The organism is Streptomyces sp. Tu 3180 (assembly GCF_009852415.1).
Classification (GTDB): Bacteria; Actinomycetota; Actinomycetes; order Streptomycetales; family Streptomycetaceae; genus Streptomyces.
Genome location: NZ_WOXS01000002.1, coordinates 772,015 through 784,952, shown reverse-complemented (window position 1 = coordinate 784,952; position 12,938 = coordinate 772,015). Strand labels below are relative to the sequence as shown.

Annotated in this window: 15 protein-coding genes and 1 pseudogene; 6 read left to right on the top strand and 10 right to left on the bottom strand. The window is 72.7% G+C overall.

The genetic code is table 11. The annotated features are described in order from the left end of the window. Nucleotides 1-7: 7 nt before the first annotated feature. Complete coding sequence (locus GL259_RS04405; protein ID WP_159529326.1) at nucleotides 8-442, bottom strand: hypothetical protein; 435 nt, start codon at nucleotides 440-442, stop codon at nucleotides 8-10. Nucleotides 443-524: 82 nt separating this feature from the next. On the opposite strand from GL259_RS04405, the gene GL259_RS04400 reads away from it, so the two are divergent. From GL259_RS04400 to GL259_RS04385, 4 genes are all read left to right on the top strand, one after another. After that, nucleotides 525-1,220, top strand: a complete 696-nt coding sequence (locus GL259_RS04400) for a helix-turn-helix domain-containing protein (protein WP_159538380.1) — start codon at nucleotides 525-527, stop codon at nucleotides 1,218-1,220. 165 nt (nucleotides 1,221-1,385) lie between these two features. Beyond that, on the top strand, nucleotides 1,386-1,823 hold the full coding sequence (locus tag GL259_RS04395; protein ID WP_159529324.1) for a Fur family transcriptional regulator: 438 nt from the start codon (nucleotides 1,386-1,388) through the stop codon (nucleotides 1,821-1,823). A gap of 34 nt (nucleotides 1,824-1,857) precedes the next feature. Continuing rightward, nucleotides 1,858-4,080 (top strand): catalase/peroxidase HPI, encoded by a 2,223-nt coding sequence (gene katG, locus GL259_RS04390; protein ID WP_159529323.1) that lies wholly within the window; start codon nucleotides 1,858-1,860, stop codon nucleotides 4,078-4,080. Nucleotides 4,081-4,373: 293 nt separating this feature from the next. Continuing rightward, nucleotides 4,374-4,898: a hypothetical protein gene (locus GL259_RS04385; RefSeq protein WP_159529322.1), complete on the top strand. Its 525-nt coding sequence runs from the start codon at nucleotides 4,374-4,376 to the stop codon at nucleotides 4,896-4,898. Between the two features lie 54 nt (nucleotides 4,899-4,952). Here GL259_RS04385 and GL259_RS04380 read toward each other — a convergent pair whose 3' ends face one another. After that, on the bottom strand, nucleotides 4,953-5,690 hold the full coding sequence (locus GL259_RS04380) for a hypothetical protein (RefSeq protein WP_159529321.1): 738 nt from the start codon (nucleotides 5,688-5,690) through the stop codon (nucleotides 4,953-4,955). 340 nt (nucleotides 5,691-6,030) lie between these two features. On the opposite strand from GL259_RS04380, the gene GL259_RS04375 reads away from it, so the two are divergent. Then, a complete protein-coding gene (locus GL259_RS04375) occupies nucleotides 6,031-6,570 on the top strand; it encodes a hypothetical protein (RefSeq protein ID WP_243762247.1) in 540 nt (179 codons plus the stop codon). A 96-nt stretch (nucleotides 6,571-6,666) separates the two neighbouring features. On the opposite strand, the gene GL259_RS04370 is transcribed toward GL259_RS04375, so the two are convergent. Next, nucleotides 6,667-7,089, bottom strand: a complete 423-nt coding sequence (locus tag GL259_RS04370; protein WP_159529320.1) for a DUF350 domain-containing protein — start codon at nucleotides 7,087-7,089, stop codon at nucleotides 6,667-6,669. 252 nt (nucleotides 7,090-7,341) lie between these two features. On the opposite strand from GL259_RS04370, the gene GL259_RS04365 reads away from it, so the two are divergent. Next, nucleotides 7,342-7,947: an SMI1/KNR4 family protein gene (locus GL259_RS04365; protein WP_243762246.1), complete on the top strand. Its 606-nt coding sequence runs from the start codon at nucleotides 7,342-7,344 to the stop codon at nucleotides 7,945-7,947. 110 nt (nucleotides 7,948-8,057) lie between these two features. Here the strand turns inward: GL259_RS04365 and GL259_RS04360 are convergent, their stop codons facing one another. From GL259_RS04360 to GL259_RS04330, 7 genes and pseudogenes are all read right to left on the bottom strand, one after another. After that, the gene (locus GL259_RS04360; protein ID WP_159529319.1) at nucleotides 8,058-8,309 is read right to left on the bottom strand and encodes a DUF6221 family protein; all 252 of its coding nucleotides are present in this window, start codon (nucleotides 8,307-8,309) and stop codon (nucleotides 8,058-8,060) included. 59 nt (nucleotides 8,310-8,368) lie between these two features. Beyond that, nucleotides 8,369-9,279, bottom strand: a pseudogene (locus GL259_RS04355) (IS5 family transposase). Between the two features lie 149 nt (nucleotides 9,280-9,428). Then, nucleotides 9,429-9,629, bottom strand: coding sequence for a hypothetical protein (locus tag GL259_RS04350; RefSeq protein ID WP_159529318.1), 201 nt, complete (start codon nucleotides 9,627-9,629; stop codon nucleotides 9,429-9,431). Between the two features lie 111 nt (nucleotides 9,630-9,740). Next, on the bottom strand, nucleotides 9,741-10,022 hold the full coding sequence (locus GL259_RS04345) for a hypothetical protein (RefSeq protein ID WP_243762245.1): 282 nt from the start codon (nucleotides 10,020-10,022) through the stop codon (nucleotides 9,741-9,743). 333 nt (nucleotides 10,023-10,355) lie between these two features. Beyond that, entirely contained in the window at nucleotides 10,356-11,375 is a 1,020-nt protein-coding gene (locus tag GL259_RS04340; protein WP_159529316.1) for an NADPH:quinone reductase, read from the bottom strand. A 107-nt stretch (nucleotides 11,376-11,482) separates the two neighbouring features. Continuing rightward, complete coding sequence (locus GL259_RS04335) at nucleotides 11,483-12,376, bottom strand: aldo/keto reductase (protein ID WP_159529315.1); 894 nt, start codon at nucleotides 12,374-12,376, stop codon at nucleotides 11,483-11,485. Continuing rightward, complete coding sequence (locus tag GL259_RS04330) at nucleotides 12,373-12,930, bottom strand: TetR family transcriptional regulator (RefSeq protein WP_159529314.1); 558 nt, start codon at nucleotides 12,928-12,930, stop codon at nucleotides 12,373-12,375. The genes GL259_RS04335 and GL259_RS04330 overlap by 4 nt, the downstream gene beginning before the upstream one ends. Between the last annotated feature and the right edge of the window lie 8 nt (nucleotides 12,931-12,938).

The following is a 12,938-nucleotide window of genomic DNA, read 5'->3' as shown; positions in this document are numbered from 1 at the left end:
CCGGACGTCAGGGCCGGGCGTCGTGCCGGCTCCGGGCGAGCCGGGCGAGCGCCACCGCGCCGAGGAGCAGCCCGAAGTCGCGCAGTGCGACGTCGTAGTGGCCGGGAACGGTGAGCAGGTTCAGGATGATGCCCGCGAGCCAGCCGGCGACCAGCCAGCCGCCGAACCGGGGCGCGATGCCGACGACGACGCCGGCCACGATCTCGACGACCCCCACCGCGTACATGGCCGTCTGGGCGCTGCCCGGGACGATGCCGTCGATCCACGGCGCGAGGTAGCCGGGCCAGTCGACGAGGAGGTTCGCGAACTTGTCCAGGCCGAACAGGATCGGCGCCGCGGTGAAGCCGGCGCGCAGGATCAGGAACGCCTGGCGGCCGGGATCGGCGAGCGCCGCTCGCCGGGGCGCGGCCGCGGTGGTGCCGGTGCGGGTGGTGGAGGCCATGACCCCTCCTTCTATCAACAACTCTCATTGACGATAGAAGCTCCGTTTCTCTCTTAAGTCAATGGCTGTGGGTTTTACACTGGTGTTCGTGGACGACACGGAAGAAGTACGCGGTGCGGAAGGGCTCACCGAGAGCGTCTCCGCCGTCGCCGCCCTCGACGAACCCACCCGGCGCAGGCTGTACGACTACGTGGTGCGCCACCCGGAACCGGTCGGCCGGGACGAGGCGGCGGCAGCCCTCGGGCTGGCCCGGCAGACCGCGGCCTTCCACCTCGACCGGCTGGCCGACGAGTCCCTGCTGGACGTGGTGTACGCGCGGCGCAGCGGACGTACCGGGCCGGGCGCGGGCAGGCCGGCCAAGCTCTACCGCCGCTCCGCGAGACAGATCGCCGTCAGCCTTCCCGACCGGCGCTACGAACTCGCCGGACGACTGCTCGCCCGAGCGGTGGAGGAGTCCGACGCCACCGGGGAACCGGTGCGCGACGCGCTGCACCGCAACGCGCGGGAGCGGGGCGCGCGGTTGGCGGCGGAGGGCGGCGGGGAGGACGTCTTCCGGCTGCTCGAGCGGCACGGCTTCGAGCCGCGGCGCGAGGACGGGGCCGTCGTCCTGGGCAACTGCCCCTTCCACGCGCTGGCGCGCGCGCACACGCGGACGGTGTGCGGCATGAACCTCCATCTGCTGAGCGGAGTCCTCGAGGGCCTCGGCGAGACCGGGTTCGAGCCCCGTCTCGCGCCGGAACCCGGCCGGTGCTGCGTCCGTCTGGAGCCCGCCGCCTGAACGCGCCGCCCCCTCCACCGCCCCGGGCGGACACCCGGCGCCGGTGACGCGGCCGGCGCGGACCGGTGCGCAACTCGGGAGTCACCCGCCGTTACCGGACGCGTCCCAAGACTGGACCGGTTCGTTCTCTGGAATTATTCGTGTCTAGGGCGCTAGTTTCTGCCCATGACCGCATCCCGGCCTCCCACCACCGCCGAGGAGCTGCGCGGTGCAGGCCTGCGTGCGACGGCCGCCCGTGTCGCCCTGCTCGACACCGTCCGAGAGGGCGACCACCTCGGAGTCGACGAGATCGCCCGCGGTGTGCGGGAGCGCATCGGCCATGTCTCGGTGCAGGCGGTGTACGAGGCCCTCAACGCGCTCACGGGGGCGGGACTCGTCCGCCGGATCGAACCGGCCGGCAGTCCCGCCCGGTACGAGGGACGCGTCGGGGACAACCACCACCACCTCGTGTGCCGCTCCTGCGGTCGCGTCGCCGACGTCGACTGCGCGGTCGGCGACGCACCGTGTCTGACCGCGTCCGACGGCCACGGCTTCGTGATCGACGAGGCCGAGGTCGTCTACTGGGGCCTGTGCCCCGGCTGTTCCACCGCCCGCAGTACCTGAACTGCGCGACACCTTTTCGCCCGGAAGGATTCCCATGACCGAGAACCACGACGCGATCGTCACCGATCCCAAGGCGGAGGAGGCGGGCGGCTGCCCGGTCGCGCACGGCCGCGCCCTCCACCCGACCCAGGGCGGCGGGAACCACCAGTGGTGGCCGGAACGGCTCAACCTGAAGATCCTCGCCAAGAACCCGGCCGTGGCCAACCCGCTCGGTGAGGACTTCGACTACGCCGAGGCGTTCAAGGCCCTCGACCTCGCGGCCGTGAAGCGGGACATCGCCGAGGTGCTGACCACGTCGCAGGACTGGTGGCCCGCCGACTTCGGCCACTACGGCCCGCTGATGATCCGCATGGCCTGGCACAGCGCGGGCACCTACCGCATCAGCGACGGCCGCGGCGGCGCGGGCGCCGGACAGCAGCGCTTCGCCCCGCTCAACAGCTGGCCGGACAACGGCAACCTCGACAAGGCCCGCCGTCTGCTGTGGCCGGTCAAGAAGAAGTACGGCCAGAGCATCTCCTGGGCCGACCTGCTGATCCTCACCGGCAACGTCGCCCTGGAGCAGATGGGCTTCGAGACCTTCGGCTTCGGCGGCGGCCGCGAGGACGTCTGGGAGGCCGAGGAGGACGTCTACTGGGGCCCGGAGACCACCTGGCTCGACGACCGGCGCTACTCGGGCGACCGCGAGCTGGAGAACCCGCTCGGCGCGGTCCAGATGGGCCTGATCTACGTCAACCCCGAGGGCCCGAACGGCAACCCGGACCCGATCGCCGCCGCCCGCGACATCCGTGAGACGTTCCGCCGCATGGCGATGAACGACGAGGAGACCGTCGCCCTGATCGCCGGCGGCCACACCTTCGGCAAGACCCACGGCGCCGGCCCGGCCGACCACGTCGGCGCCGACCCCGAGGCCGCCTCCATGGAGGAGCAGGGCCTCGGCTGGAAGAGCACCTACGGCACGGGCAAGGGCGGGGACGCCATCACCTCCGGCCTGGAGGTCACCTGGACCAGCACGCCCACCCGGTGGAGCAACGGCTTCTTCAAGAACCTCTTCGAGTTCGAGTACGAGCTGGAGCAGAGCCCGGCCGGCGCCCACCAGTGGGTGGCGAAGGACGCCCCGGAGATCATCCCGGACGCGCACGACCCGTCGAAGAAGCACCGCCCGAAGATGCTCACCACCGACCTGGCGCTGCGCTTCGACCCGATCTACGAGCCGATCTCCCGCCGGTTCTACGAGAACCCGGAGGAGTTCGCGGACGCCTTCGCCCGCGCCTGGTACAAGCTGACCCACCGCGACATGGGCCCGAAGTCGCTGTACCTCGGCGCGGAGGTCCCCGAGGAGACCCTGCTGTGGCAGGACCCGCTGCCGGAGGCCGAGGGCGAGGTCATCGACGCCGCGGACGTCGCGGCCCTCAAGGCCAGGCTCCTCGACTCGGGCCTGACCGTCTCGCAGCTGGTCGGCACCGCCTGGGCGTCGGCCTCGACGTTCCGCGGCAGCGACAAGCGCGGCGGCGCCAACGGCGCACGCATCCGCCTGGAGCCGCAGCGCGGCTGGGAGGTCAACGACCCCGACCGGCTGGCGCAGGTGCTGCGCGTCCTCGAGGGCATCCAGCAGGAGTTCAACGCGAACTCCGGCACCAAGAAGGTGTCCCTGGCCGACCTGATCGTGCTCGGCGGCGCCGCGGCCGTGGAGAAGGCGGCCAAGGACGGCGGCTTCGACGTCGAGGTGCCCTTCACCCCGGGGCGTGTCGACGCGACTGAGGAGCACACCGACGCCGAGTCCTTCGCCGCGCTCGAGCCGACCGCCGACGGGTTCCGCAACTACCTCGGCAAGGGCAACCGCCTTCCCGCCGAGTACCTGCTGCTGGACCGGGCGAACCTGCTGACCCTGAGCGCCCCCGAGATGACCGTCCTCGTCGGCGGCCTGCGGGTCCTGGGCGCGAACCACGGGCAGTCCGCCCACGGCGTGCTCACCTCGACGCCGGGGGTGCTGACCAACGACTTCTTCGTCAACCTGCTCGACCTGGGCACGACGTGGAAGGCGACGTCCGAGGACCAGACCGCCTTCGAGGGCCGTGACGCGGCCACCGGCGAGGTCAAGTGGACCGGCACCCGGGCCGACCTCGTCTTCGGATCGAACTCCGAACTGCGCGCGCTCGCCGAGGTCTACGCGAGCGACGACGCGAAGGAGAAGTTCGTGCGCGACTTCGTCGCGGCCTGGGACAAGGTCATGAACCTCGACCGGTTCGACCTCGTCTGACCTCTCCCGTCCCACCGCTCCGCACGGCGTCCGGGCCGGCCCTCGCGGGCCGGCCCGGACGTGCGACGCCCCCGGCGTCGCTCGCTCCGTCCGCGCGGCACGGGGCGGGGGCGGCCGTGAACTCCGGTTCCACGTACGGGAGAACAGCGAAATGATCTTTCGCTGGTGGCTTACACGGCCGTGTCGCCGTGACGTTGTCGGTGCGGGGTTGCACAATGATCGGAAAAAGAGATCAACACCGGCGCCCCGCTGGGTAGACGGTCTCGAGTCCCGGCTCCGGAAAGGTACTGCTGATGCTCTCCACCGTCGACCAGGCGAACGCCCTCGTCGTCCTTCCGACCGCGCGCCGCCGACGCCCCCGGGCGGCCGCCGAGCAGGGCACGGCCACCACCGGACTCGGCACAAGGGCCGCCACGACCGCCGGTCCACCCGGTGCGCCCGGGGGCCGGGCCCGCGGCGGACCGTCGGCGACCGTGTTCCGGACCCCCCCGTCCCGGCCGCACGCCCCGACCGGCACCGACCGCGTCGACGTGCTGCGCATCGTCTCCGACCCGCGCACCCCCACCTACGTCACCGTGTTCGCGAACGGCCGCCGCAGGTACAGCTACTGGCGCCCGATCGACCCCGTCACCGGCACGGGGGGCTGCTACGCCGCCCTGCCCACCGCCGAGTGCGACGAACTGCACGCGGCGGGGCGGATCACCCTCGGAGAGCCCGTCGTGGACCCCAACCGGACGACGTACCGCGTCCGCACGGCCGCCCGCGTCCAGCCGCCCGTGTCGATACGCGTGGCGAAGGAGCGCAGGCGCGCGGCGTGACCCGGACGGGCATCACGGCGGTGCCCGTCCCCGGCGAACGCGCGGTACGGCCCCTCAGCCGTGCCGCATCCACACGTCGGGCTCCCGGTGGACGCCCTGATCGGCGGAACGGCTGATCCGCAGCAGGCCGAGTCCGTCCGGGATCACGTAGTCGCCCGACTCGGGGAAGGCCGTCCGGGGCCAGCGTTCCCACTCGGCGACGGTGCCGGTCATGGTCTGCGACGCGGGAGCGGCCGCCGGTATCCCGGCGCCGAGACGCTGGTGCGTCCGGATCCAGGGATCGAGAGCCGTCCCGTCCGCGCGGGTCCACCTCATGAAGGTCTCGATCGGCGTCAGCGGGTACCGCGCCTTCGGCGTCGGCCGGACCGGGGCGACGACCCGCGCCAGGCCGGCGTCCGCGGCCCTCCGGCGCAGGGCCTTCGGGGTCTCTCCCGCCAGGCCGCGCCCCGTGGGCGACGGCGTGACGATCGCGCCGCAGATCACCAGGGTGTCGGCCGCCACCTGCCGCTCACGGCCCTCGACGGCACGCGCGAGGGCGTCGGTGTATCCGGTGGGAAGCGTCTCGGGCCTGCCGTCCCAGCGGACGGGAACACCCCGGCCCGAGGCGACCGGCACCCCGTTCTCGTCCACCAGCATGAGGTTCAGGCCGGCGAACCACTCCCTGACCCGGCCCATGTACTCCTTCACCAGCCGGCCCGCCGTGATGAACTCGGGGAAGCCCTCACTGAAGAGCTCCTTCAGCTGCTCGTTCGGCCAGGTGCGCGCGTCGGTGCGCTCGATCGTCCGGTGCATCGCCCGTTCACAGCACGGGCTCTGCACGGCAGCCGCGGCGAGCGCCGTGCGTGCGCGGTGACCGGATTCCCGCCCTGCCGCGGACCGGGACCCGTTCCACGGCGTCCACGGCTGAGCCGTCACCGGAAGGACCCGGTGTCCACGCCCCCGTCCACCGCGCACAGGTTCCCGGCGTCGTCTCGCGTCACGGCGACGTCGACGGGTCTCCAGGAGCCGGCAGATCCCCGGGGCGAGAGGGGCGCGTTCACCCGCGGGAGCGAACGTCACGCCGCGACCGGAGTGGGAGCCGCGGCACGGGGGAAGGCTGACGGCCGGACGGGACCACGCACACGGGGGCATCATGGCGGCGACCACGTCGACGGACAGGTCACGGGGGGCGTGTGCCCGCCACCGGGCCGGAACGGCCGCGGTCCTGGCGGTGCTGGCCGCCGCCACGGTGGCCGGCTGCGGCGGCCCGGACAGGCAGAGCGGAGCCTCCAGGGGCGGCGACGGGCAGGCGTCGGAGCCCCGCTCCGCGCAGCCCCCGGTGCCGGCGGCGGACGGGCACGACGTCGGCGCCTGCGCGGACGGGGACTGCGAGATCGCGGTGTCCCGACCGGTCACCGTCCGCTTCGAGGGACCGTCCGGCAGCGCGACGCTGTCCGTGACCGAGGTCGGCCCGAACCGGATCGAGTACACGGTGAGGTCGGGCAACGGCCGGTCCCGGGCCGGAGCCGAAGGCCCCGGGCAGGGCTGCGTCACCGTCCTGCGCGGCAACGGTTCCGGCAATTCCTGCGGCCCGGCCGACGCCCGGCCGCCCCGTGCCCCGACCGGTGCCGTGGTCGTCCAGGCGGCAACCGGGAAGGACGGCACGGCACTCCTGCGCATCGTCTCCGACTGACCGCGCGGGCGGCTCCGCCGGATGCCTCCGTCGTGCCGCCGGCGCGCACCCGGGACGGTTCCGCAGGATCGCCGCCGAAGCGGCGAGGAGACGGCGTCAGGCGATGCACGCCGAGACGACGGCGGACACCGCGAGGTTGCAGGACGCCGTCACCCAGACCGCGGGGTGGGGCTCCGGCTCCACCAGCGTCGCGCCCAGGCGCCCCGGCGTGATGAGGTCCACCACCAGGAACGCCACGGCCATCATCACCAGGCCCAGCAACCCGAACGCCGCCGTCGACACCAGCCCCTTGCCGAAGTCCTCGTACGTCGTCCAGATGGAGGTGAACACGATCCCGCCGATGCCGAGCAGGGAGGAGCTGAGCACCACGGCGGCGTTGCGGTTGCGCTCCTCCCAGATCTGCCGGCCGAGCTTTCCGGGCGTCAGGATGTCGACCAGGACGATGCCGAGGACCAGCAGGACCAGACCGAGTGCGCCGTAGGCGGTGGCCCGGCCGAGTCCGTTGACGATGTCGCTCATGGGGTGTGCCGGCTCCGTAGCGTGAGGGATCGTGAGTGATCGCGGTCGAGGGCGAGCAAAATGTAGCGCACCAGTTCGGCCTCCCGACCGGTGCGGTCGCCGACTCCGCGCCGGGGCGGTGGGGGAGACGGGACCGCGGCCGAGGGGATCCACGGCAGCCGCCCTTCGACACCGAGGCGCCGGTGACTGCCGGCCGCGCTCGCCGGCGTTCGGCCGGATATCGTGCACCAGCACGATTAGTCAGGAGGACAGATGGCCGGCCGAACCGACATGGAGGCGCTGCAGCGGATCCTGCACCACGAATGGGGTGCGGACGAGCAGGTGGACTGGACAGCGGTGGAAGCCGTCCTGAGCACTCCTCTCCCCGCCGACTATCGCGACTTCATGGCTGTCTATGGAGGCGGCTGCATCGATGACCTGGTCGTCCTCCCGCCTCTGGCGACCGGGAACGGCTGGCAGGCGTCGATCACCGGTCACGCGGCCGGGTTCCGCGAACTGTGGACCAGGGAGGGCGGAGTACCCGGGGTCGCACTGGGCGCTGACCGAGTGCTGCCCTGGGGCAGCGGGTGCAACGCAAACGAACTCGGCTGGCTGATGACCGGACCCGACCCCGACCAATGGCCTGTGGTCGTCTGGAGAAGGCACGGCAGTCCCCGCTGGGCCCTGTTCCACTGCGGTATGACCGAATTCCTGCGGCGCCTCATGACTGCCGGATTCGACGCGTGCCCCCTGAGCGACCTCTCGCTGTGGGGACGAGTGGGGACCTTCGTCCATCACGAGGAGCAGGAACGCCGCTTCCACGCCGGCCTGGACCCGATGACTGGTGAACCGGACCCCTACGCGGGCATGTTCGGCTGACAGACAGCAGGCATCTTCACCAGGGAGACAGGGCCTGGGTCCTGTCTGACGAATGGTCATCCGGCTGGTCCGCGGAGCCGGAGGACCAGGGGGTGCCTCCTCGAAGCGGCCTACGGGTGCCATTCCTGGCGGTAGGCGGGATGCGCCGCGTACGCCTGCGCAAGGGCGCGAAGGGCGTACGTGAGGCCGTGTGTGCGTCCGTCCCAGGGGTCCGCCATGCTTCTGTACTCGTTCACCAGCGTCTCGATCGAGTCGAGCAGGGGCAGATGACTGCCGGGAAGGGCTTCGCTGCCGGTGGTGTCGGCCGCGTGGTGTCTGTCCTCGTCGATGCGTGCGGCAAGGAACTTCAGCAGATCGTCCATGCGCTGATCTTTGCGCGCCGCGCGATCGTCTGGGCAGGGGTATCCGGTCTTCCCGGCCATCAACCGTCTGTCCGGATGAGGACGGCGGCAGGGTGAAGTGCGGCCTGGAAGGCGATCGCGGGTTTGCCGGGTCGTGTGACCAGGCCGCGCCACTGCGTGAGTCGGTTGACGCAGTGCTCGACGGTGTTGCGGTGCGTGCAGGCCTCGCGGTCGAAACCGGGTGGGCGGCCGCCTCGGCGGCCTCGCCGCCGGCGGTGGCCGATCTGGTCGGACGGCTGCGGGATGACCGCGCGGATGCCCCGGCGCCGCAGGTGGATGCGGAGGGCGCGGGACGAGCAGGCGCGGTCGGCCGGCGCGGCGAAGGGGCGGGCTCGCGGCCTGCCCGGGCCGTTGCGGGGGACGCGGATGCGGGACATGACCGTCCCGGAAGCGGGTGCATCACCGGCCGGGCCTGGGGTGACGGTGAGGGCGAGTGGTCGTGCACGGCCGTCCGCGGCCAGGTGGACTTTCGTGCTCAGCCCGCCGCGGGAGCGTCCGGGTGCGTGACCGGTGGGCCCGCCGGAGCGGTTGCCCTCCTTTGCGCACTCCGGCTGCGTGCTGGTGGGCTCGGACGACTGCGGAGTCCACCGATGCCGTCCGGTCGATGTCGTCGTCGGCGTCCGCCGCCAGGACGGCGCCGAGGACCGTCTCCCCGGTGCCGTCGACTGTCCGCCCGATCAGCCGTCTGTGAGCGGTCTGGAACGCGCCGAGCCCGGCAGGCAGGTCCCGCCGGGGCGAGTTGGTGCGGTACTTCCACGCGATGGCCTCATGGGTGCGCCGGTGGCCGGCCCACCGCCGCCCGCGGACCGAGGCCCGGCGGGCGTACAGGACCGAGCAGAACCGCTACTGGTTCCGGCACAACCCGAACGGCGCGGACGCTGTCGCTGCCGCGACGAAGGCCGCCGACGCCGCCCGGGAGCGCACCGCGCAGTACCCGGCGGTGACGCGGCTGGAGCAGTTGCGTGAGCAGGCGGTGATCCGCGCCGTGGTCGGACCGGCTCGCCGCGCGTTCGCCGGGCAGCGGCACGATCAGGGCGGTGCGGGCGTGAGCACCGAGCTGAGCGGGGCCGACCTCGCGCGTCAGGCCCTGGTCGCGGTCCGGGATGCGGCGAAGAAGAACGGCGCCCCCCAGAAGGAGAAGCCGAAGCGGCGCACCCGCACGGTCATGTGCCGGGACGACCGCGAACCGCTCGGACTCGGCAACGCGATCAGCGTGATGATGACGGAGCGCGGAACGGCCGCCCTGGCCGCCGACTGCGGCGTCCCCGGCCAGTTCGACACCTCCTCGCCGCGGCCGCGCCCGAGCCCGCCCGTCACATCCAGGCGACGGCGGGACCGTTCCCGCAGGCGCGGTGAGCAGACCTCATCACCTACGGCTTTCCCGGGTCGGGCTCAGGATGCGCCGGCGACGTCGCCGGCGCCGACCGCTTCGCCCTGTGCCATGCCGAGGAAGCGCCGGATCGCTTCGATCGGCATGTCGAGCCCGTCGGACGCGGACTGCTCGTCACCGAACACCTGCACGGCTTCGGTGACAGCCACAGCCAGCTCGACCTCCGCCTTGCGGACCTTCGCCTCGGCCTTGTCCACGGTGTCGACCACCGCCAACTGGCGACGCTGCTTCTCCTGGAGCCTTTGCTTACGGGAAAGGGGCCTGTCAGAGTTCTGCATAGACATGACCAAGATCATAATCAGCTTGCGTGCGCACCCGACGTCCTCCGCCGCCTCCCCGGGACCGGGCAGTTGATCTGTGGGCCCGGACTCGCCCGCGGACGCGGGGACGGGGGAGACCCGGTGACGGCGCACCGTCACCGAGGCGGAGAAGCAGGGCGGCCACAACGTCGAACGGGCGTGTGATCTGCTCGAGGTCCCCCGAGTCGTACAAGGGGCACCGGCTGTCCGGTCGAGGTCATCTCCCCCTGCGTGCGGCTGTGCTTCCGCTGTCCGCCACGCCCCGACCGCACAGCCGGAACCCGGCTCCACCGCCCGCCCGTGGTGGCCGGCCTGGCGTCAGGAGGGGACGTCCACCAGGACCTTGCCGACCGCGCGGCTCTCGACCGCTCGGTGCGCGTCGGCGGTGCGGTCGAGGGGAAAGCGGATCAGCGGCAGGCCGTGCTCCTCACCGACCGGCAGCGCGCCGTCGCCCACCGCGGCGGCGACGTCCTGGACGGCCGCGGCGCGTGCCTCCGGACCGGCCGTGTAGAGCACCAGGAACTGGAAGCGTGTGTTCAGCACCATGTTCTGCAGCACGTTCAGTTCGACCGGCCTGCCACCGTCGTTGGCGTAGGCCGAGATCGTGCCGCGGGTCCGCAGCACGGCCAGGTCCAGCGCGAGGTTCGTGCCCAGCGCCACCTCGGCGACGATGTCGACGCCGTCCGGGGCGATCCCGCGGATCCCGGCGGCCGGGTCGCCCTCGCGATAGTTGATCACGTGGTGGGCTCCGGCGGCGGTGGCCAGCCGGGCTTTCCCCGGGCTGCTGATCGTGCTGATCACGGTGGCGCCGGCCCATCGGGCGAGCTGGATCACCGCGTGCCCCACGGCCCCGGCCCCGCCCGCGGCGAGCACCACCCTCCCGCCGAGCGCCCCGGGCCGCAGACGGCGCGGCCCGTCCTCGGCGACGGTGAGCGCGCGGTGCGCGGTCAGCGCGGGAACTCCGAGTGCGGCGCCGACGTCGAAGCCGGCCTCGTCGGGCAGCGGCACGGCCTGTTCGGCGGGCACGACGGTGAACTCGGCGGCGGTGCCGGTGGGCCGCCCGGCGGCGGCCATGAACAGCCAGACCCGCTGACCGACCCGGCTCTGGCCGACACCCTCACCCACGGCGTCGATCGTGCCGGCGCCGTCGAGGTGCGGGGTGACCTCGACGAAGCGCTTGGGATGGCCGGCGCCGGAACGTGCCTGCCAGTCGGTCGGGTTGACCCCGGACACGGCGACCCGGACACGAACCTCGCCGGGGCCGGGCTCGGGCAGGTCACGGTCGACGAGCCGGAGAACCCCGGGTGCGCCGTTGTCGCGGTGGATGATGGCCTTCATGATCCGTCCTTGGAGCCCGGTACTGCGCGGTTTCCCGGCGTGGCCCGGCGGTTCGTCGGGCTGTCCGGCGTGGGGTGCGGTCGCGGCCCGGGCCGCGCTGGTTCCGTTCAGCCGAGGGGGACTGCGCTGGAGCGGGACTCGATGCCGTCGAGGACGGCGAGGTCCGCGGCGTCGAGGGTGATCTCGCTGACCGCGATGTTGGCCTCCAGGTGGGCGGCGTTGGCGGTGCCCGGGATGAGCAGCACGTTCGGGGCGTGGTGCAGCAGCCAGGCGAGGGCGACCTGGGAGGGCGTGACGCCCAGGGACTCGGCCACGGCGTGCACCGCCGGCTCGTCGGTCGCTTTGGGCAAGCCGGGGAAGGCCCCGCCGAGCGGGAAGAACGGCACCCAGGCGATGCCCTCGGCCGCGCACAGCTGCAGCATGTCCTCGTCGTCGCGGGAGACGAGGCTGTAGGCGTTCTGCACGCAGACGACGCCGGCGGGCAGGGCACGGCGCAGCCCGTCGAGGGTGACGCCGCTCAGGCCGATCGCGCCGATCTTGCCCTCGTCGCGCATGGCGGTCATCACCGCGAGCTGGTCGTCGAGATCGACGACCTGGTCGCCCTCGGGACGCAGGCCGGGGCCGGTGTCCAGGCGGCGCAGGTTGACGACCGCGAGCCGGTCGACGCCGAGGCTGCGCAGGTTGGCCTCGACGCCGGCGCGCAGCTGCTCGGGTCGCTGTGCCAGGCGCAGCGGCAGGCGCCCGCCGGGGTCGGGGTCGGCGCCGACCTTCGTGACGACCAGGACGTCGTCCCCGGGGCGCAGCGCCTCGCGGATCACGTCGTTGGCGTAGCCGAAGCCGTAGAACTCGGCGGTGTCCACGTGGTCGACGCCCAGTTCGACCGCGCGGCGCAACAGCGCGACGGCCTCGCCGCGGCGGTCGCGCAGGCGCTCGAGCTGCAGTGCGCCGTAGCCGATGCGGAAAACGGTGCGGGCGGCGAACGAAGCGGTCGCGGTGGTCATGACGCTGTCTCCTCGGGTGGTGTCCGCAAGGCGGTGTACAGCAGTTCGGCCTGGTAGAGCGCCATGATCCGGTGGGCGATCGGGGTGGCGCGCTCCCGGGCCCGGGGCGGCTCGTGGTGCTCGACCTTGACGAGCCAGGCCGTGACGCAGTCGTGCAGCATCGCGCGCATCCGGCCGGTCATGTCGACGACGATGTCGCGGATGGCCGGGTCGGTGGTCGCCTCGCCCCAGGTCTGCACGCCGACCCGGGCCTCGGCGGGGTCGATCGCGGCGGTCAGGCGGGAGAGCAGTTCGTCGGGGCCGGGTGGGGCGTCGGCCGCGGCGTACTCGCCGAGGGCGTCGGCGCGCTTGGCGAGCACCTCGCGGGCGGCGGCCCGGACCAGGTCGGCCTTGTTGCGGTAGTGCGCGTAGATCGAGCCGGCCGAGAGGCCGGACTCGGCGGTGATGTCGGCGATCGAGGTCCGTTCCAGGCCGTTGCGGTTGAAGCAGCGGACGGCGGCCTCGGCGATCTGAGTACGCCGGAGTTCCTTGCGCGCGTCGGTGAGCCGAGGCACTGCACCTC